Origin of the sequence: Micromonospora wenchangensis, assembly GCF_002210435.1 — a bacterium.
Classification (GTDB): Bacteria; Actinomycetota; Actinomycetes; order Mycobacteriales; family Micromonosporaceae; genus Micromonospora; species Micromonospora wenchangensis.
In genome coordinates this window covers 66732-86643 of sequence record NZ_MZMV01000029.1, presented here as the reverse complement: position 1 = coordinate 86643, position 19912 = coordinate 66732, and the positions used below count along the sequence as shown (strand labels likewise).

15 protein-coding genes and 1 pseudogene are annotated in these 19912 nt (G+C 73.9%); 8 read left to right on the top strand and 8 right to left on the bottom strand.

All coding sequences use genetic code 11. The features are described from left to right. Positions 1 to 336: 336 nt before the first annotated feature. Entirely contained in the window at positions 337 to 1542 is a 1206-nt protein-coding gene (gene coaE / locus B5D80_RS18235; protein ID WP_088645085.1) for a dephospho-CoA kinase, read from the top strand. 13 nt (positions 1543 to 1555) lie between these two features. Here the strand turns inward: coaE and B5D80_RS18230 are convergent, their stop codons facing one another. After that, positions 1556 to 3019 (bottom strand): hypothetical protein, encoded by a 1464-nt coding sequence (locus tag B5D80_RS18230; RefSeq protein ID WP_211291564.1) that lies wholly within the window; start codon positions 3017 to 3019, stop codon positions 1556 to 1558. Between the two features lie 460 nt (positions 3020 to 3479). Between B5D80_RS18230 and uvrB the strand changes: the two genes are divergently transcribed. The 4 genes and pseudogenes from uvrB to B5D80_RS18210 all read left to right on the top strand — a co-directional run. Then, positions 3480 to 5588, top strand: a complete 2109-nt coding sequence (uvrB, locus tag B5D80_RS18225; protein ID WP_088645084.1) for an excinuclease ABC subunit UvrB — start codon at positions 3480 to 3482, stop codon at positions 5586 to 5588. Between the two features lie 35 nt (positions 5589 to 5623). Continuing rightward, a complete protein-coding gene (locus B5D80_RS18220; RefSeq protein ID WP_245854721.1) occupies positions 5624 to 6508 on the top strand; it encodes a helix-turn-helix domain-containing protein in 885 nt (294 codons plus the stop codon). 23 nt (positions 6509 to 6531) lie between these two features. Continuing rightward, the gene (locus tag B5D80_RS18215) at positions 6532 to 6900 is read left to right on the top strand and encodes a VOC family protein (protein WP_088645083.1); all 369 of its coding nucleotides are present in this window, start codon (positions 6532 to 6534) and stop codon (positions 6898 to 6900) included. 162 nt (positions 6901 to 7062) lie between these two features. Further along, positions 7063 to 7917: pseudogene (locus B5D80_RS18210) on the top strand (helix-turn-helix domain-containing protein); the annotation flags it as partial. Between the two features lie 120 nt (positions 7918 to 8037). Here the strand turns inward: B5D80_RS18210 and B5D80_RS18205 are convergent. Further along, positions 8038 to 8799 (bottom strand): SDR family oxidoreductase, encoded by a 762-nt coding sequence (locus tag B5D80_RS18205; RefSeq protein ID WP_088645081.1) that lies wholly within the window; start codon positions 8797 to 8799, stop codon positions 8038 to 8040. Positions 8800 to 9074: 275 nt separating this feature from the next. Further along, the gene (locus tag B5D80_RS18200) at positions 9075 to 9368 is read right to left on the bottom strand and encodes an antibiotic biosynthesis monooxygenase family protein (protein ID WP_088645080.1); all 294 of its coding nucleotides are present in this window, start codon (positions 9366 to 9368) and stop codon (positions 9075 to 9077) included. 444 nt (positions 9369 to 9812) lie between these two features. On the opposite strand from B5D80_RS18200, the gene B5D80_RS18195 reads away from it, so the two are divergent. Then, on the top strand, positions 9813 to 10811 hold the full coding sequence (locus tag B5D80_RS18195) for a TerC family protein (protein WP_088645079.1): 999 nt from the start codon (positions 9813 to 9815) through the stop codon (positions 10809 to 10811). A gap of 54 nt (positions 10812 to 10865) precedes the next feature. Here the strand turns inward: B5D80_RS18195 and B5D80_RS18190 are convergent, their stop codons facing one another. Both B5D80_RS18190 and B5D80_RS18185 read right to left on the bottom strand, forming a co-directional pair. After that, positions 10866 to 11816 carry a C40 family peptidase gene (locus B5D80_RS18190; RefSeq protein ID WP_245854719.1) on the bottom strand — a complete coding sequence of 317 codons (951 nt, stop codon included), beginning with the start codon at positions 11814 to 11816 and terminating at the stop codon, positions 10866 to 10868. Positions 11817 to 11836: 20 nt separating this feature from the next. Then, positions 11837 to 12934 carry a mandelate racemase/muconate lactonizing enzyme family protein gene (locus B5D80_RS18185; RefSeq protein ID WP_088645078.1) on the bottom strand — a complete coding sequence of 366 codons (1098 nt, stop codon included), beginning with the start codon at positions 12932 to 12934 and terminating at the stop codon, positions 11837 to 11839. 43 nt (positions 12935 to 12977) lie between these two features. On the opposite strand from B5D80_RS18185, the gene B5D80_RS18180 reads away from it, so the two are divergent. Next, positions 12978 to 13775, top strand: coding sequence for a tyrosine-protein phosphatase (locus B5D80_RS18180; RefSeq protein WP_088645077.1), 798 nt, complete (start codon positions 12978 to 12980; stop codon positions 13773 to 13775). Positions 13776 to 13787: 12 nt separating this feature from the next. On the opposite strand, the gene B5D80_RS18175 is transcribed toward B5D80_RS18180, so the two are convergent. From B5D80_RS18175 to B5D80_RS18165, 3 genes are all read right to left on the bottom strand, one after another. Further along, complete coding sequence (locus B5D80_RS18175; RefSeq protein WP_088645076.1) at positions 13788 to 14639, bottom strand: serine hydrolase; 852 nt, start codon at positions 14637 to 14639, stop codon at positions 13788 to 13790. Positions 14640 to 14854: 215 nt separating this feature from the next. Next, on the bottom strand, positions 14855 to 16723 hold the full coding sequence (gene typA, locus B5D80_RS18170) for a translational GTPase TypA (protein WP_088645075.1): 1869 nt from the start codon (positions 16721 to 16723) through the stop codon (positions 14855 to 14857). Positions 16724 to 17113: 390 nt separating this feature from the next. Next, complete coding sequence (locus B5D80_RS18165; RefSeq protein ID WP_088645074.1) at positions 17114 to 19246, bottom strand: MMPL family transporter; 2133 nt, start codon at positions 19244 to 19246, stop codon at positions 17114 to 17116. A gap of 148 nt (positions 19247 to 19394) precedes the next feature. On the opposite strand from B5D80_RS18165, the gene B5D80_RS18160 reads away from it, so the two are divergent. Beyond that, a complete protein-coding gene (locus B5D80_RS18160) occupies positions 19395 to 19910 on the top strand; it encodes a MarR family winged helix-turn-helix transcriptional regulator (protein ID WP_088645073.1) in 516 nt (171 codons plus the stop codon). Positions 19911 to 19912: the final 2 nt, after the last annotated feature.

Below are 19912 nucleotides of genomic sequence, written 5' to 3'. Positions count from 1 at the left end.
CGGTCCGGCTCGGCTTGGCCCGGCTCGGCCCGGTCCGGCTCGGCTCGGCCCGGTCGTCCGGCCTGCCCTGTCGTCGCTGCCGTCCGGGTCGGCCCGCCCTCGCGACGGAGATCGACTCAGGTGTGGCGACATTGCGCTGTCGCGCAGCGCGGATACCGCTACATCGCCGACATTGCGGGCTTGCCGGCGTCGGATGCCGCTGTATCGGCGACGTTGCGCGGCGACGACGCGGCTGGGGTGACGCGGGTGCGACGGTGCGGGTGCGGGTGGGTGGGGGGCGAGTCGGTGGGGTGGGGCGGTGTGGTGTGGGGGAGGGCGATCCGGTTGACTGGGTCGGTGCTGAGGGTGGGGTTGACCGGTGGCATCGGGTCCGGCAAGAGCGCCGTGGCGACCCGGCTGGCCGAGCGGGGCGCGGTGATCGTCGACGCCGACCGGATCGCCCGCGAGGTGGTGGCGCCGGGCACCGAGGGGTTGGCCGCGATCGTCGCCGCGTTCTCCGACCGGGTGCTGACCGCCGACGGGGCACTGGACCGGGCGGCGCTGGGCGCGCTGGTCTTCGCCGACACGACCGCCCGTCGCCGGCTGGAGGAGATCACCCACCCCCTGGTACGTGCCCGGTCCGCCGAGCTGTTCGCCGCGGCCCCAGCCGACGCGGTGGTGGTCAACGACGTACCGCTGCTGGTGGAGGTGGGGCTCGCGCCGACGTACCACCTGGTGGTGGTGGTGCAGACGGCCGTGGCGACCCGGCTGGAGCGGCTGATGCGGACCCGGGGGATGAGCCGTGCGGAGGCCGAGCGGCGGATCGCGGCGCAGGCCGACGACGCCCGTCGTCGCGCGGCGGCCGACGTGGTGCTCGACAACGACGGCGGCCTCGACGAGTTGCACGCCGCTGTGGACGCTCTCTGGTCGGCACGCCTGGTGCCCTACGAGCGCAACGTGCGGGAACAGCGGGTGGCCCCGGGGCCGGTGGTGCCGACCGAGCCGGACCCGACCTGGCCGCAGCAGTACGCCCGGCTCGCCGCCCGGATCCGGCACGCGCTCGCCCCCGACGACCTGCGGATCGACCATGTCGGCTCGACCGCCGTCCCCGGGCTGGCCGGGCGGGACGTCATCGACGTGCAGGTGACCGTGTCGTCGTTGGCCGAGGCGGACGGTCCGTTGGCGGGCCGGCTCGCCGACGCCGGCTTCCCGAGGGTGCCCGGCGTGCGGGGGGACCGCCCCCGCTGGGCGGGCCGCGACGCCGGGCCGGGCGGGGGCGGTGACGAGGGCTGGGAGCAGCGGCTGCACGGCAGCGCCGACCCGGGCCGGCCGGTCGCCGTGCACCTGCGGGTGGCGGGCTCGGCCGGCTGGCGGCACGCCCTGCTGATGCGTGACCACCTGCGTGCCGACCCCGATCGCCGGGCGGCGTACCTGGTGGTGAAGCGGGAGCTGGCGGCGGCGGCGCCGGACGGCGGGGGGTCCGGCACCGCCGACGACCCGTGGTTCGCCGAGGAGTACCTGCGGGCGCAGGACTGGGCGGCGCAGACCGGCTGGCGGCCCTGACCGTCCTGCCGGGTCAACGGGGCCGGGCGGGCGGGGGCGGTTTCCGGTGGGCGGGGACGATCCCCGCCGGCAGGGGACCGGGGGTCAGCTCCAGTTGCGCCCACAGCCCGCCGGTGGTGCGCAGCTCCAACCGGTGCAGGAAGCCGGAACGGTCCAGCCAGTACCGCAGCCGTTGGCCCTGGCGGCGTACCTCGAACACGTCCACCGGGCGACCGGCCCGTCGGTCGCTGCGGAGGTGGACCGTGGTGGTGGCGTCCGGGGTCGGTCCGGCGGCCCGCACCGCCGCGTCGACCAGCGCGTCCAACTCGTCGACCGGCTGGCCAGCGAGCCGCCAGCCCGCCCCGGTCGGCAGCGGCGGCGGCGGTGCCGCCGACGGGCCGGCGGCCGCGGCGTGCGGTCCGACCGGTACGTCCGCCCGGGCGAAGCCGGCCCGGTCCCGACGCCGCAGCGTCCGGCGGCCGAGGGTGTCCAGTTCGGCGACGGACAGGTAGGCGACGCCGGCCGACCAGCTCAGCCAGCCGCCGCCGCGCAGGTTGGCGGCGCTGCCGAGGGGTGCGGTCACGGTGACGGCCGCGCTCCCGGTGCCGGCGCGCAGCCGGGTGGCGAGCCGGCCCAGCCGGGCGGTCTCCTCGTCGGTGGCGGCGCGGGGCAGTCCGGGTCGGCCACCGAGCGCGTCGACGGGCCAGGGCGTCGGTCGGTCGACCCGGTCCAGGTCCACCGTCATCGGGGTGCCGTCGGCGAGCCGTCCCGCCCAGCGGCGCAGCCGCGCGTCGCGGTCCACCCACCAGCGGGGGTCGGCGTCGGCGGCCGGACGACCACCCGGCGCGGTGGCGGTGGACGAGTTGGTGGCGAGCGCGGTGGCAGTGGCACCGGGCGCGGTGGCCGGCCACAGCGCCGCCTGGAGGACGTCGACGGGGTCGCCGCCGAGGGTCTCCCGGCCGAGCCACCGGCCGCCACCGGCACGTAGCGGTGCGGCGGGTGCCGCCCGGTCGGCGGCGAGCGCGAAGAGCACGGTGAGCGCCCCGGCCAGCCCCCGCCCGGGTGGCGGGTTGCGCAGCCGCCAGCGGTCACCGGGCGGCACCAGCGGTGGCCGGGCCGGGTTCACGATCGCGGCGGGGTTGGGGCGTTGCACCACCGCCGACGGGGTGGCCTGCACCAGGCCCCGGTCCTGCCCGGCCCCCGGGCCGCCCACGTCGAGGTAGGCCAGCGGGCGGGACCAGTCGACCCAGCCGACCAGGTCGGTGCGGCCGGCCCCGGTGCCGACGGCCACCCGTACCCCGGCCCGGACGTCCCGGTAGGTGCCGACCCGGACGGCGGCGAGCCGTTCGGCCTCGTCGTCGGTGAGCGCCCGCGTCGTCGCGGTCGGGGCGGATGCGCCGGTGAGCAGGCCGGCCACGAGGGCGGCGGCAGCGGTGACGGCGACCACGACCAGGGCGACCAGGGTGATCCGTCGCCGGCCCGGCGCGTCCTCCTCCACGGCGTCGCGGTGGTGCCGGCCGTAGCGGCGGCGGCCCGGACCGGCTCCCGGTGGGCGTGGTGGCTGGTCGGGCGAGGTGTCCACGTGTGGTTGAACGGGCCGGCCGGGGCGGAGTGACGCCGCCGGGGCGGGCGGGGGCGGCCTCGGGTGCCGGTGGGCGGCCTCGGGTGCCGGCGGCGGTGGGAGACCCGTGCAGGGGCGCTCGCGGCGGCCGGTCTGCGCCAGGGGCGCGACCACGCGGGATGCGCACGCCGGTGATGTCCGGGTGCTGCGACCCCAGGTGCCGGGCGGTGGGAGCCTGTCGAGGGCCCGGCCACCGCCGCGGTCGGCCGCCGCGAGCGGCCTACGGTGTCCAGGCTAGCCCGCTGCGATGTGGGCCACAATGGCAATATCGAAGCTGATCACCGGGCTGTCCGGCGATCGCGGGGAAGTGTCGGACCCGCGGCGTACCGTGGGGACCATGGCGCTCGACATTCCCCGGCTCGACGGTCGCTTCCAGGTCGTCAGTGAGTTCCAGCCGGCCGGCGACCAGCCGGCCGCCATCGATGATCTTGAGCGCCGGGTGCGGCGCGGTGATCGTAACACCGTGCTGCTCGGCGCCACCGGCACCGGCAAGAGCGCCACCACGGCGTGGCTGGTCGAGCGGCTGCAACGGCCGACCCTGGTGCTCGCCCCCAACAAGACCCTCGCCGCCCAGCTCGCCAAGGAGTTCAGCGAACTGCTCCCGCACAACTCGGTCGAGTACTTCGTCTCCTACTACGACTACTACCAGCCCGAGGCGTACATTCCGCAGACCGACACCTACATCGAGAAGGACTCCTCGATCAACGAGGAGGTCGAGCGGCTGCGGCACAAGGCGACCATGTCGCTGCTCACCCGGCGGGACACGATCGTGGTGGCGACCGTCTCGGCCATCTACGGCCTGGGCACCCCGGAGGAGTACCTCGACCGGGCCGTGCGGGTCGTCGTCGGGCAGGAACTCGACCGCGACCAGTTGCTGCGCCGCCTGGTCGACATCCAGTACACCCGCAACGACATGGCCTTCCAGCGGGGCACGTTCCGGGTCCGGGGCGACACCCTGGAGATCATCCCGGCGTACGAGGAGCTGGCCGTCCGGATCGAGCTGTTCGGTGACGAGGTGGAGAAGCTCTACTACCTCAACCCGCTCACGGGTGACGTGGTCAGGGAGGTCGACAATCTGTTGATCTTCCCGGCCACCCACTACGCGGCCGGCCCGCAGCGGATGGAGCGGGCCACCCGGGACATCGAGGCCGAGCTGGGGGAACGGCTGGCCGAGCTGGAACGGCAGGGCAAGCTGCTGGAGGCGCAGCGACTGCGGATGCGCACCACCTACGACCTGGAGATGATGCGGCAGGTCGGCTTCTGCTCCGGCATCGAGAACTACTCGATGCACATCGACGGCCGGCTGCCCGGCAGCCCGCCACACTGCCTGCTCGACTACTTCCCCGACGACTTCCTCACCGTGGTCGACGAGTCGCACGTCACCATCCCGCAGATCGGCGGCATGTTCGAGGGCGACGCCTCGCGCAAGCGGATGCTCATCGACCACGGGTTCCGGCTGCCCAGCGCCGCCGACAACCGGCCGCTGCGCTTCGACGAGTTCCTGGAGCGGGTCGGCCAGATGGTCTTCCTCTCCGCCACCCCCGGCCCGTGGGAGCTGGAGCAGGCCCAGGGCGAGTTCGTCGAGCAGGTCATCCGCCCCACCGGTCTGATCGACCCGGAGGTCGTGATCAAACCGACCAAGGGGCAGATCGACGACCTGATGCACGAGATCAAGCTGCGCACCGAGCGCGACGAGCGGGTGCTGGTCACCACGCTGACCAAGAAGATGGCCGAGGACCTGTCCGACTACCTGCTGGAGAACGGCATCCGGGTGCGCTACCTGCACTCCGAGGTCGACACCCTGCGCCGGGTGGAGCTGCTGCGCGAGCTGCGCAAGGGCGACTACGACGTGCTGGTCGGCATCAACCTGCTGCGGGAGGGTCTCGACCTGCCCGAGGTCTCCCTGGTGGCGATCCTCGACGCCGACAAGGAGGGCTTCCTGCGCAGCGGCCGGTCGCTGATCCAGACCATCGGCCGGGCCGCCCGTAACGTCTCGGGCCAGGTCCACATGTACGCCGACAAGATCACCCCCTCGATGGCGTCGGCGATCGACGAGACCAACCGCCGCCGGGCCAAGCAGATCGCGCACAACGAGGCGCACGGGATCAGCCCCGAGCCGCTGCGTAAGAAGATCCACGACATCCTCGACGACATCTACCGGGAGGCGGAGGACACCGAGAGCGCCCGGGTCGGCGGGGCCGCCCGGCAGCTGTCCCGGGGTAAGGCCCCGGTCAAGGAGACCCGCAGCCGAGGTCGGGCCACCGCCGGCGCGCCGTCGCGGGAGGGGATGGCCCGCGCCGACCTGGCACAGCTCATCCAGGAGCTCAACGACCAGATGCTCGCCGCCGCCCGGGAGTTGCAGTTCGAGCTGGCCGCGCGGATCCGTGACGAGGTCGCCGACCTCAAGAAGGAGTTGCGGGGGATGGACGCCGCCGGGGTGAAGTGACGGGCGGGCCGGTGCTGGACGAGGTGTGTGTCGGGGTGCCGGCGACACGGCTGCGTCCCGTCGTGGGCCGGTACGTGGGCTACCGGGAGGGCGTTCTGGTGGGCGTGGCGTCCGGGCGGGACGCGCCGCCGTTGGTGAGGCACGAGGCGGCCGGCGCGTTCGTGGTCCTCGTCCTCGGCTGGGGTGCCCCGCTCGACGTGCTGAACCCACGCTCGGCGGCACACAGCGCGTACCGGGTGGACTCGTTCGTGGCCGGGCCGTACGACGGCTACTGCACGACCTCGACGGTCGGGGCCGGTGCCGGGGTGCAGTTGATGCTCACCCCGCTGGCGGCCCGCCGGGTCCTCGGGGTGCCGCTGGGGGAGTTGGCCAACCGGGCGGTGGCGGTCGACGGGCTGCCCGACCCGTGGCTCGACCGGCTGCGTGCCCGGCTGGCCGGGGCACCGGACTGGCCCCACCGGTTCGCCCTGCTCGACGCGGCGCTCGACGCCCGGCTCGCGGACGCCGACCCGGTCGATCCGCACCTCGACCGGGCCTGGGACCGGCTCGCCGGCTCGGCCGGCCGGATCGGCATCGGCGCGTTGGCCGGTGAGCTGGGGTGGAGCCGTCGGCACCTGGCCGCGCGGTTCCGCCGGGAGCTGGGGCTGGGCCCGAAGACGACCGCCCGGCTGCTGCGTTTCCAGCGGGCGTCCGCGACGCTGGGCCGGCAGGGCGCGGTGTCCGTCCCGCCGGACCCGGTCCCGCCGGATCCCGCCGGGCCGGCGGACGACCGGACGGGGCCGGCGGGCGGCTGGGCCGAGCTGGCGGTGCGCTGGGGGTACTACGACCAGTCGCACCTGATCCGGGAGTTCCGGGAGTTCACCGGGACGACCCCGGCGGCACTGGGTCGGCCGGGTTCCCATTCGTCCAATCCGGGCTGAGCACCGGGCGGCACACTCGACGCATGACGAACATCTACCCGAGCTTCCGGTATCCCGACGCGCGGGCGGCGATCGACTGGCTCTGTACCGCGTTCGGGTTCCGGGTCCACGCGGTACACGAAGGCCCCGACCAGACGGTGGCGCACGCCGAACTGGCGCTCGGCGACGGCATCGTCATGCTCGGCACCGGCCGGGGGCGACCGGACCGGCCGGCCGACGACGACTACGCCGTCTACGTGGCGGTCGACGACCTGGACGCCCACCACGACCGCGCGCGGGCGGCCGGGGCGGAGATCGTGCGGGAGCCGTTCGACACCGACTACGGTTCCCGGGACTACGCTGCCCGGGACCTCGCCGGCAACGTCTGGTCGTTCGGCACCTACCGGCCCTGACCGGGGGTGCCCCGAACGGCAGCCGTGGAGACGGGGGGCTGCCGTTCGGGGTCGTCCGACGGCGGCGTCTTCCGAGGGTGACTCAGATAAGCGTTGCGGTGTGCAAGCAAACTGTTGCCCTGGGTGATGATCCTGCGTACCCTCCCTCGTGGGGAGGCCGGGATGCCATTGTCATCGAGTCCTGTCATTCGACGCGCGAGGCTCGGCGCCGAGCTGCGCCAGTTGCGCAGGCGGGAGGCGCTGACCCTGGAACAGGTCTGTGCCCGGCTGGGCTGGGCCTCCACCTCCAAGCTGTCCCGCATCGAGCTGGGGCAGAGCCGGCCCGACCTGGCCGACGTGCTCGACCTGCTCGACATCTACGAGGTCCCGTCGCCACAGCGTGAGGCGCTGATCGTCATCGCCCGTGACGCGGCGACCGGGCGCGGCTGGTGGAAGGCGCTCGGCGAGATGAGCGAGCGGCAGCGCACCTACGCCGAGCTGGAGGCGGGGGCGGCGAGCATCGTGGAGTACCAGCCGGCGGTGCTGCCCGGCCTGCTCCAGGCGCCCGGCTACGCCCGGCTGCGGATCACGGCCGGCCGGCTGCTGCATCCGGACGTCGACGTCGAGGCGGACCTGCGGGCCCGGCTCACCCGGCAGGGGCTGCTGCGCCGCCCCGACCCGCCGCACTACACGGCCCTGCTCGACGAGCGGGTCTGCGACCCCGCCGGCCTGCCCGCCGACGTCTGGCACGAGCAGTTGGAGCACCTGCTGACCCTGGCCGAGCTGCCGCACGTCACGATCCGGGTGGTACCGGGCACGGCCGCCCCACGTGGTGGGGCGTACCCGTTGACCGCCTTCTCGTGTTATTCGTTCCCCGACCCGGCCGACCCGCGCACCGTGATGCTGGAGGCGTTGACCACCGACGTGCGGCTGGCCTCCGACGCCGACGTCGGGCGCTACGACCGGATGACCGGCTGGCTGTCCGCCGCCGCGCTCGGCGCGGCGGAGACGGTGGAGCTGCTGCGCCGCCGGGTCGCCGTCCTCGCCGCCGGTCCGGCCGGTCCGGCGGCGGGCGACGTGGCCGGGTGGGACGGTCGGGAGGCCACCGGTACGCCGTCCTGCGCCCCGGAGGACGCCGGTCGGGCGGCTGGTCCGGGCTCACCGGTAGCGGTTGAAGCCACCCTCGGAGTCGACGACCTGGCCGGTGATCCAGTCCGCCTCCCGTGAGCAGAGGAAACGCACCAGCCGGGCGGCCTCCTGCGGGGTGCCCCAGCGGCCGGACGGGAAGAGTGCCGCCACCGCGGCGTGCGCCTCGGGTGGGGCGTAGCCGGTGTCGGTCGGCCCGGGGTTGAGGCAGTTGACGGTGATCCCCCGGGGCATCAGCAGTGGGGCGAGCTGCGCGGCGAGATTCTCCACCCCGGCCTTGCTGGCCGCGTAGGCCAACTCGTCGGGCATCGGGCCGAGGCGCTGGCCGCTGGAGAAGAGCACCAACCGGCCGCCCGACCCGGCGGTGAAGGCGGTGGCGAACGCGTCGGCCAGGAGCAGGGTGGCCCGGACGTTCACCTGCAGGTGCCTGTCGATCTCGGTGGCGTCCAACCCGCCCAGGCTGGTGCGGGTGGAGTAGGCGTGGGTCGCCACCACACCGTCGAGCCGGCCGTGCCGGCGTACCGCCTCGGCGACCAGCGCGGCCGGGGCGGCCGGGTCGAGCAGGTCGGCGGTGGTGTGGGCGGCGGCCCCGCCCAGCTCGGCCAGCAGTGCCGGTACGCCCTGCGGGTCGCCGCCGTAGGGCTGTGCCTCGTCGTAGCCGGGCAGCCCGGTCAGCAGCACCAGGTGCCCGTCGGCGGCGAGGGTGCGGGCGACCGCCGCGCCGATGCCGATCCGGCGGCTCACCCCGGTCACCAGGAACACCCGTGCGGTCATCCGGGCAGTCAACCGGACCTCCGTTGCGGACGCCACGGATTAACCCGCACGCGGGCCGGTGACGGGGCCGGCCGGTCACCGGGGGTCGGCCCGGCGGCCGGCGGCCACGACGGTGCGCCGCGCGACCACCGGCCCCGGCACCCCCGAACGTGTCGGGACCGGTCGCCGCGCGTGCGCCGCACGGTAACCCAGGGGTACGACAGTTTCGGATCGACCGGAGTGAATTTTTTCGGAAAGTTGCCGGGACGCCGGCCGGACCGGGGTCCCGGCCCGGCTCAGGCCGGTACGTCGACGAAGTGCTCGACCCGGGGCGGTCCGGCGAAGTGCGGGCCGATCAGCGCCCGCCACTTGCCGAACGCCTCGGTGGCCCGGAAGTTGTCCTCGTGGGCCTGCACCGAGTCCCACTCGACCAGCAGCACGAACCGGGAGGGGGACTCGATGCCCCGGGTCATCCGGACCGAGCGGCATCCCTCGGCGGCGACGATGATGGCGTGCGCCTGCGCGTAGGCGGCGGCGAAATCGTCCTCGTGTCCGGGCAGTACGTCGATGAGCGCGACCTCAAGCACCATGCCGACAGCCTGCCACGCCGCGCCCCGCCCGTGGCGCGCCGGGGCGACTCCCTCCCCCATCACCGCAGAACATCATCAACCGCGCGTATACCACTACACCTAGCCTCCTAGGATGCCCAGCCGGTGTGACCGGAAGGAAAGCGGACGGCCAGGTCGGTGGAGGTCGGAACGTGATGCTGCCGGCAATGCGCCCCGCAGGAGATGCGCCCGCAGCCCTCGATGGTGAACAATGGCGGCCGAGGAGGGGAGTATTCCCCCGCGACGGAGTCGTCAGCACGGTCGAGCGTCCCCCGACAGCTCGACCCGGCTCCGCCGGTCAGCGCCCCGCCCGCGGGTCGCTGGCGGAAGAGACCTCCGACAGTCACCAGTGTGTGCGTCGTCGCCCACCTCGCCGTCACGCGGCGTACGGTGTGCCCGACGCCGCGTGTCTGCCGGAGGAATGGATTGAACGTGTCCGGAATGGTGTGGGCGGGAACCCTCGTCGCACTGACGGCGGTGCTCCTCGCCGATCTCTTCATCATCGGTCGTCGGCCGCACGAGCCCAGCGTCCGCGAGTCGAGCCTCTGGGTCAGCTTCTACGTCGGCCTGGCGTTGCTGTTCGGGGTGGGGCTGTGGGTCACCGCCGGCGGTGACGTGGCCGGCCAGTTCTACACCGGCTGGCTCACCGAGTACAGCCTCTCGGTGGACAACCTCTTCGTCTTCGTGATCATCATGGCCCGGTTCCGGGTGCCCCGGAAGTACCAGCAGAAGGTGCTGCTGATCGGCATCGTGCTGGCCCTGGTCATGCGGGGTGGTTTCATCGCCGCCGGCGCGGCGCTGATCTCCCAGTTCTCCTGGGTGTTCTACATCTTCGGCGCGTTCCTGATCTACACGGCCGTCAACCTGGCCCGGCAGGGCGAGCCGGAGGAGGACGAGTTCAAGGAGAACATCCTGATCCGGTGGAGCCGCAAGGCGCTGCCGCTGTCCCGGGACTACGACGGCGCGAAGCTCACCACCCACGAGGCCGGCAGGCGGCTGTTCACCCCGATGCTGGTGGTGATGATCGCGATCGGCACCACCGACCTGATCTTCGCGCTGGACTCGATCCCGGCGATCTTCGGGATCACCAAGGAGCCGTACCTGGTCTTCACCGCGAACGTCTTCGCGCTGATGGGCCTGCGGCAGCTCTACTTCCTGGTCGGCGGGCTGCTTGACCGGCTGGTCTACCTCAGCTACGGCCTGGCGGTGGTGCTCGGCTTCATCGGCGTCAAGCTGGTGCTGGAGGCGCTGGCCGACAACAACCTGCCGTTCCTCAACGACGGTGAGCCGATCGGCTGGGCCCCGCACATCCCGATCTGGCTGTCGTTGTCGGTCATCATCGGCTGTCTCGCCGTGGCGACGGTGGCCAGCCTGGTCAAGTCGTCCCGGGACCGGCGGCGCGAGCTGGTCGAGGCGCGCCGCTGACCGTAGTGCCCCCGATGGGCGTCACCGCGCACTGCGGTGACGCCCATTTCCCGGTCAGACCCGGTGCACGCCGACCAGGGTGGCGACCCGGTCCGGTGGCAGCGGCTCGGTGAGCACCCGCCGCTGCCGGTAGCAGGCGTGCAGCATCCGTGGCCCCCGGCCGGCGGTCACCAGGCCGACGTGGTGGATGTCCCGCCCGGGTCGGGCGAAGAAGTACAGGTCGCCGGGGCGTTCCTCGCCGGCCGGTACGGGCGTGGTGGCCGCCGCCTGGTCGTCGGCGTCGCGGGGCAGCGTCACGCCGAGCCGTCGCCACACCAGGTGGACCAGGCCGGAACAGTCGATCCCGTGTCCGGAGAGCCCACCCCAGACGTACGCGACGTCGCGCAGCCGGGTGGCGACGGCGAGCACGTCGTCGGCGGTCGGCGGGGTGGCCGGCAGGTCGGTGACGTCCGTCTCGGCGACCCACAGCGGATCGGGCCGCCCGGGTGCCCGGACCGGCCGCCACCCGTCGACGGCCGGGCCGGCCTGGTGCAGCCGGGTGCCGAGGACGACCCCGGCCAGGGCCACCGGGCCGGCGGGGGCGACCCGCAGGCCGGTGCTGACGGCGTCGACGACGAGCGGGTCGGCCGGGCCGCCGTCGGGGGTGGCCGGGGTGAGCTGGGCGGTGGGCAGCCAGCCGGGGTAGCCGCGCGCATCGAGCCGGGGTGCGGCCTGCTGCACCGCGACCACCCGGGCCCAGCCGTCGGGGTGCAGCGCGGTCACCAGCACCCGTTCGCCGAGCAGCAGTTGACTGAGCACACAGTCACCGACCCGCTGGTTGGCGTCCATCCCGGTGATCCAGCCGTCGGTGTCCGAGGGCACGGCCAGGGCCGGCCGGTCGACCGGGCGGGTCGCCCCGGGGTCGGTCCAGAGGGTGGCGACGGCCACCCGGACGAGGGCCTCCCGGCCCGGCTCCAACTCCACGTCGACCTCCGGTTCACGTGTCGGTGCCCCCACCCGGACCATAGGAAGAAAATCTGCGATCATCAACCTCGGTGCTGAATCTTTGTTTCGGTCACCGCGGTGATGCCGAGCCCCGGCGCGTCCGGCAGCACCACCGTGGCACCCTCGTAACGCAGCCCTCCGCGCACCGGTGACCAGGCCAGCCACCAGGCGGCGTCCAGGTCGGACACGGCGCTGGTCCGGTAGGCGGCGGCCAGGCTGGCCGCCGCGCCGACCCCGACCTGAGACTCCATCATGGACCCGACCAGGGTGCCCATGCCGTGTTCCCGGGCCAACTCCAGCAGGGTCCGCGCCGGGCGCAGGCCGCCGCACTTGGCGAGCTTGACGTTGACCAGGTCGGCCGCCCGCCGTCGGATCACCGCGACCAGGTCCCGCACCCCGAACACCGCCTCGTCGGCGAGGATCGGCACGTCCACCCGGTCGGCGACCCAGGCCATGCCGTCCAGGTCCCACCGGGCCACCGGCTGCTCGACCAGCTCCACGTCGAGCCCGGCGTCCTCGACACCCCGGATCACCCGGACCGCCTCCCGGGGCGTCCACCCCTGGTTGGCGTCCAACCGCAGGCGCACCTGCGGGCCGACGGCCGCCCGGACCGCGCGGACCCGTTCCAGGTCGCCCGCCGGGTCGGTGCCGACCTTCAGCTTCAGCACGTCGAAGCCCTCGTCGCACCGCTGCCGGGCGGCTACCGCCAGGTCCGCGCCGGCCCCGGCGGCCAGCGTGACGTCCGTCGGCACCCGCAGCGCCGTCCCACCGAGCAACCGCACCAGGGGTACGCCGAGCCGCCGTGCCGCCAGGTCGTGCAGCGCCACGTCCAGCGCGCCCCGGGCCGCCTCGTTGCCGGCCACCGCCGCCGCGACCTCGGCGCAGCGGGCCAGCACGTCGTCGGCGTCCCGACCGACCACCGCCGGGGCGAGCACGTCCCGGACGCAGGACTCCGCGCCGGCCACCGACGCCCCGGTCACCTGCCACACCTGCGGGGCCTCGCCGTAGCCGGACCGCCCGTCGGCGTCGGTCACCTCCACCACCAGGGTCTCCACCGTGGTGGTACGCCGCAGCGCGGTGACGAACGGGGTGTGCAGCGGCGCGGACAGCCGGTGGGTGCGTACCACGGCGATCGTCATGTGCGGCACCCTATACGCACGTCGTCACCGAAGGAGCGCGCCGATGACCGTGGGAAGCTGGACGCTGGTGGGTGCGCCGAACGCCCGTGACCTGGGCGGACTGCCCACCCGTGACGGCCGGCGGGTACGCCCCGGCCGGCTGATCCGTACCCCGGCGCTGGGTCGGTTGACCGAGGCCGACCTGACGGTGCTGGGTCGGCTCGCCCCGGCCTGCGTGGTGGACCTGCGGGACGACACCGAGACGGCGCTCGCCCCGCCGAACCGGCTGGTCGGCGACCCCAGCCTGGTGCGGCTGCCGGTGCTCGACCCGGCGCACCCCGGGTTCGGCTACCTGTCGGCGGTGCTGCTCGGTCACGACCTCACCGGCCACGACGAGGCGGCCCGGCGGGGTGCGGCGGCGGCGATGGCGGAGCTGTACCGGTGGTTCGTCAGCGGTGCGGTGGCCCGGGAGGGGTTCGCCCGCGCGGTGCGGCTGGCGGCCGATCCGGTCAACCTGCCGCTGCTGTTCCACTGTTCGGCGGGCAAGGACCGCACCGGGTGGCTGGCGGTGGTGCTGCTCACCGCCCTGGGCGTCGACGAGGAGACGGTCCGGGCCGACTACCTGCGGCACAACGCGTTGACGGTGGAGCTGCGTGGGGAGGCGTCGGCGGCGATGCTGCGGCGGCGGCCGGAGCTGGACCCGGAGACGGTCCGGGCGGTGCTGGAGGTGCGCCCCGAGTACCTGGACGCCGGCTTCGACGAGGTGCGCCGTCGGCACGGGTCGTTCGACGCGTACCTGGCCGACGGGTTGGGGGTGACCCCGCAGCTCCGCGCCGCCCTGCGGACTCATCTGCTGGACTGAGCGCCGTGCCGGTCAGCCGGTGAGGTCGTGCCGGGCGGCCCAGGCCGTCGCCGAGACCTCCGCCAGCAGCCGGCAGGCGTCGGGGTCGTCGGGCGCGGTGGCGGGGTCGGTGGTGGTGCAGACGGCGATCACGTAGGCGGGGGCGTCGTCGGGCAGGACCACGCCGGCGCTGTGCCGTACGCCGCGTACCCAGCCGTTCTTGTGGGCGATCCGGGTGCCGTCGGGCAGCCCGGCGGCGAGGTCGTCGCGGTGGCGCTGGTCGAGCAGCACGTCGACCATGGCGGTGCAGGCCGCCGGGGAGGCCAGCGGGCCGGGCCGGGTCGCGCCGAGGGCCAGCCCGCCGAGCAGGGCGGCGAGGTCGGCGGCGGTGACCAGGTTGGTGATGCCGGCCTCCCGGGCGGCGGCGTCCTCGATGCCCCGGCCGGTGACGCTGTGCCGGGCCCCGGCGAGCCGCCAGGCTTCGGCGACGGCGGGCAGGCCGAGGAGTTCGATGATCAGGTTGGTGGCGAGGTTGCTGGACCGGGTGATCATCCGGTCGGCCAGCCAGCGTGGGGTGGCCTGCCCGCCGAGGCGCTGCCAGACCGCGTCGTCGTTGTCGTAGGGCCGGGCGCAGGTGAACCGGGGCGCGTCGGGCCGGGCCGAGGTGAAGTCGTTGACCACCGGCACCGGGGTGTCCGGGTCGAGGGTGCCGGCCCCGGCGGCCCGGTGCAGGGCCAGCAGCACCGCGACCTTCATGGTGCTGGCCGCGTAGTGGGTGGCGTCGGGGGTGCGGGTCCAGGTGGGTGGGGCGTCGAGCCGGCCCAGGTACGCCGAGACGGTGCCGGGCACCCGGTCCAGCCGGGCGTCGAGGTCATCCCAGGTCATGCCCGTGACGCTAGCCGAATCCGGCCTGCCGGGAGGTCCCGGCGGCTTCCCGCCGCAGAGCGCGCCGGGGTGGCCCGGTGGCATTCGGGGGGCGGGTGCCGGGGCGGGCCGGCGGCCCCCGGGGCGGGGTGCCTCGACGGTGGGGACGGGCGGAGCCCCGGTCCGGGTGAGGCGGACCGGGGCTCCGGGTGAGGCGGGGTGTGGCTGCGGGTGGGTCAGCCGGCGTGCTTGCGGCGGGCGGCCATCCGGCCGCGCTGGGTCTGGTCCAGCACCACCTTGCGGATGCGTACGGCGACCGGGGTCACCTCGACGCACTCGTCCTCGCGGCAGAACTCCAGCGCCTGCTCCAGGGAGAGCTTGCGCGGGGGGATCAGCTTCTCGGTCTCGTCGGAGGTCGAGGCCCGCATGTTGGTGAGCTTCTTCTCCTTGGTGATGTTGACGTCCATGTCGTCGGAGCGGGAGTTCTCCCCGACGATCATGCCCTCGTACACCTCGGTGGTGGGCTCGACGAAGAGCTGGCCGCGCTCCTGGAGGTTGATCATCGCGAACGGGGTGACCACGCCGGAGCGGTCGGCCACCAGCGACCCGTTGTTGCGGGTACGCAGCTCACCGAACCACGGCTCGTAGGACTCGAAGACGTGGTGCAGGATGCCGGTGCCCCGGGTGTCGGTGAGGAACTCGGTGCGGAAGCCGATCAGGCCCCGCGCCGGCACCAGCCACTCCATCCGGATCCAGCCGGTGCCGTGGTTGACCAGCTGCTCCATCCGGCCCTTGCGGGTGGCCAGGAGCTGGGTGATCGCGCCCAGGTACTCCTCCGGGGCGTCGATGGTCAGTCGCTCGACGGGCTCGCAGGTCTTGCCGTCGATCTCCTTGGTGACCACCTGCGGCTTGCCGACGGTCAGCTCGTAGGACTCGCGGCGCATCTGCTCGACCAGGATGGCCAGGGCCAGTTCGCCTCGGCCCTGCACCTCCCAGGCGTCCGGCCGCTCGGTGGGCAGGACCCGCAGCGACACGTTGCCGATCAGCTCCTTGTCGAGCCGGTCCTTGACCATCCGGGCGGTGACCTTGGCGCCCTTGACCCGGCCGACCAGCGGCGAGGTGTTGGTGCCGATGGTCATCGAGATGGCCGGCTCGTCCACGGTGATCAGCGGCAGCGGGATCGGGTTCTCGGCGTCGGCCAGGGTCTCCCCGATCATGATCTCGGGGATGCCGGCGACGGCGATGATGTCGCCCGGCCCGGCCGAGTCGGCCGGCTTGCGCTCCAGCCCCTCGGTCATCAGCAGCTCGGAGATGCGGACCCGCTGGGTGCTGCCGTCGGTGCGGCACCAGGCCACGGTCTGGCCCTTGGCGATGGTGCCCTGGCGTACCCGGCACAGCGCCAGCCGGCCGAGGAACGGCGAGGCGTCCAGGTTGGTGACGTGCGCCTGGAGCGGGGCGCCCTCGTCGTAGGAGGGCGGCGGGATGGTGTCGAGCAGGGTCCGGAACAGCGGCTCCAGGCTGGTGCTGTCGTCGGGCACCGAGCCGTCGGCGGGCTGGGTCAGCGAGGCGATGCCGTCGCGGGCGCAGGCGTAGACGATCGGGAAGTCGATCTGCTCCTCGTCGGCGTCCAGGTCGAGGAAGAGTTCGTAGGTGTCGTCCACGACCTCCTTGATCCGGGCGTCGGGCCGGTCCACCTTGTTGATCACCAGGATGATCGGCATCCGCGCCTTGAGCGCCTTGCGGAGCACGAACCGGGTCTGCGGCAGCGGGCCCTCGCTGGCGTCGACCAGCAGCACCACCCCGTCGACCATGGTCAGGCCCCGCTCGACCTCGCCGCCGAAGTCGGCGTGGCCGGGGGTGTCGATGATGTTGATGGTGACCGGGTCGGAGCCGTCGGCCGGGAGGTAGCGCACGCCGGTGTTCTTGGCCAGGATGGTGATGCCCTTTTCCCGTTCGAGATCCATCGAGTCCATGACGCGCTCGGTGTTCTCACCACGGGCCCCGTAGGCGCCGGCCTGCCGCAACATGGCGTCGACCAGGGTCGTCTTGCCGTGGTCTACGTGGGCGATGATGGCGACATTGCGGAGGTCGGTGCGAAGCTGCATACCCTCCATACTCCTGTCTGCGGTTGCCGGGGCAGGTGTCGGGGTCGTCCCGTCACCGCCCGGATCTGTGCCGGAACTGCTGTTCCGGCCGTGCCAGCGGCGGGTCTGCCGAGTCCACCGGCGGGCCGACCGGCCCACCGGCCGGCCGGGCACCTGGTCGTCGCGACGGTCACCGCGGACGAGGCCGCAGTGATCTTCGGTCTGTCGGTGCCGGGGGAGTCGACCCTGCTGGTCGGTCTCCTAGCGTACGCGGGCCCGTGCGGGCCCGTCCGGGCACTGCTCCCGGTGACCGGGGCGGCCGTGACGGGCGACACATCCACCGGGGTACGCCGACGGCCGGGGGTCCCCACTGGTGCAGGTGGGGACCCCCGACCGGGTCGGAGGGGCGGGTCAGTCCCGGGCGGCGACGGCCGGCGCGGGAGTGGCCGCCTCGGCGGCGTCGTCGGTCTCCCGGTCGATCCGGCCGGGCCACCAGAACCGGTCGCCGAGCAGGAACGCCAGCGCCGGCACCAGCACGGTGCGCACCAGCAGCGTGTCGAGCAGCACGCCGATGCACACGATGATGCCGATCTGGGTGAGCAGGATCAGCGGCAGCACGCCGAGGACGGCGAAGACCGCGGCGAGCAGGATGCCGGCGCTGGTGATCACCCCGCCGGTGACCCGCAGGGCGGAGAGCATGCCGTCGCGGGTGCCGGCCCGGCGGGCGTCCTCGCGGGCCCGGGTGACCAGGAAGATGTTGTAGTCCACGCCGAGCGCGACGAGGAACACGAAGGCCAGCAGGAGCACCCCGCTGTCGAGCGCGGGGAAGCCCAGCACGTGGTCGAAGAGCAGCCATGCCGCGCCGAGGCTGGCGAAGAAGGACGCGATCACGGTGAGCACCAGCAGCAGCGGGGCGAGCAGGCCACGCAGCAGCAGCACCAGCACGGCGAAGACGAGCACCAGGATGATCGGCAGGATCAGCCGCAGGTCCCGGGTGTTGGCCTCGTCGGAGTCGTAGGTGGCCGCGACGGTGCCGCCGACGAGGGCCCCCTCGGCCGGTCCGGTGCCCGCGACGGTCGGCGGCGCGGAGCCGGGCACGGCGGCCACCGCGTCGCGCAGCGCCTCGACGGCGCGGTCGGAGCCGGGGCTGCCCGGTTCGTCGGTGAGCACCACGTCGACCTGGGCGACGGCGGTGCCGGCCACGCCGGGTCGGGCGGAGGCGACCCCGGGGACGGCGGCGGCGGTCCGGGTGACCTCGGCGGCGGCGGCCGGGTTGGTGAGCACCGCCACCGGCTGGGTGGTGCCGGCGGGGAAGGCGCGGGCCAGCGTCTCGGCTCCGGCGACCGCCTCGGGCTTGACCCGGAACTGTTCGGTCTCGGACAGCCCGGTGCGCAGGGTGAGCCCGCCGAGGGCGAGGCCGGCGAGCAGCAGGGTGGACAGCACGGCGACCGGCAGCGGGCGGCGGACCACGGCGGCACCGAGCCGGCCCCACAGCCGGCCCTCCCGGGCCGGGCCGCCGACGGTGGGCACGAACGGCCAGAACAGTCCCCGGCCGAAGATGACCAGCACGGCGGGCAGCACGAACAGCGCGGAGAGCATGGCGAACACGACGCCTGTGGCGCAGGCCACGGCGAGCGCCCGGTTGGTCTCCTGCTCGGACAGCAGCAGGGTGAGTACGCCGAGCACGACGGTGCCGCCGCTGGCGAGGATGGGTTCGGCGGTCCGGCGTACGGCGGCGCGCATGGCGGCGAACCGGTCCTCGTCGCGGCGCAGTTCCTCCCGGTAGCGGGCGATGAGCAGCAGGGCGTAGTCGGTGGCGGCGCCGAAGACCAGGACGCTGGCGATGCCGGTGACCGCGCCTTCCTGGAGGTTGATGCCGACGGCGGGGACGATGGTGTCGACGGCCCGCAGGGTGAGCTGTTCGGTGGCGGCGACGACGATCAGCGGCACGATCCACAGGAACGGGCTGCGGTAGGTGACCAGCAGCAGCAGGGCGACCACGCCGGCGGTGACGGCGAGCAGGGTGAGGTCGGCGCCCTCGAAGACCTTGGTCAGGTCGGCGGTGAACGCGGGTGCGCCGGTGACCGCGGCGGTGAGTCCGTCGGGCAGGCCGCCGAGGGCGTCGCGGACCTTCGCCACCTCGTCGGCGACGGCCTGCTGGCCGCCGGCGGTGTCCAGCGGGACGGCGAGCAGCGCGACGGTGCCGTCGGGGGAGACCTGGGGCGGGCTGACCTGGCCGCCGACGGCGAGCCGGCCCAGCGCGCCTGCGCGGTCGGTGACGGCGGTCCGGTCGGTGTCGGTCAGCGGGCTGCCGTCGTCCCGGCTGACCACGACGATCGCCGGTTGGACGTCGTTGTCGGGTAGTTGGTCCTGGAGGCGTTCCACCTGGGTCGACTGCCACTGCACGGACAGGCCGGTGGCCGAGACGGGGGCGGGGTTGTCGGGCTTGGGGAGCCCGAAGACGATCGCGCCGACGACGATCGCGGCGGCCACGGTGAGCCAGGCGGCGAGCCGGCTGCGGGCGACGCGGGTGAACAGAGACATCGGAGGCCCTCGTGGTCTGTCGGTGGGAACGCGGACGGCGAGATAGCCCGTCCTTCGAGTATCTTGATGGCCGAGATTATCGGCCGTTGTTCTATGCTGCAACCGGACGCAGCGACAGGGGGCAACGGCGGGCGTGGCAACGCACGGGATGTATCGGCGGCGGGACGACCCGCGCGGGCGGATGGTGGCCGACATCACCAACGACCTGCGGCGGTACTCGGTCGACGCGCAGCACATCGGGCACGCGTTCGCCAACCTGCACGGGCTCAACCCGACCGACCTGCACGCCCTGATCGCCGTCATGGACGCCGAACTGCTCGGCGACCCGATCACCCCCGGCCGGCTCGGCGAGCAGCTCAACCTCTCCTCCGGGTCGGTGACCGCGCTGGTCGACCGGCTGGAACGCGCCGGGCACATCCGCCGCGACCGCGACACCGCCGACCGGCGCAAGGTGTTCCTGCACTACGCCGACCAGGGGGCCGCCCTGGCGATGAGCTTCTTCGGCCCGCTGGGGCGGCGGACCGACGAGGTGATGGCCCGGTTCACCGACGACGAGTTGGCGGTCGTGCACCGGTTCCTGGCCACCATGGTCGCCTCGATGCGGGAGCACCGCGACGCGATGCGGGCCGCCCGCGCCGAGCCGTCCCGCCGGCCGGCGGACTGAGC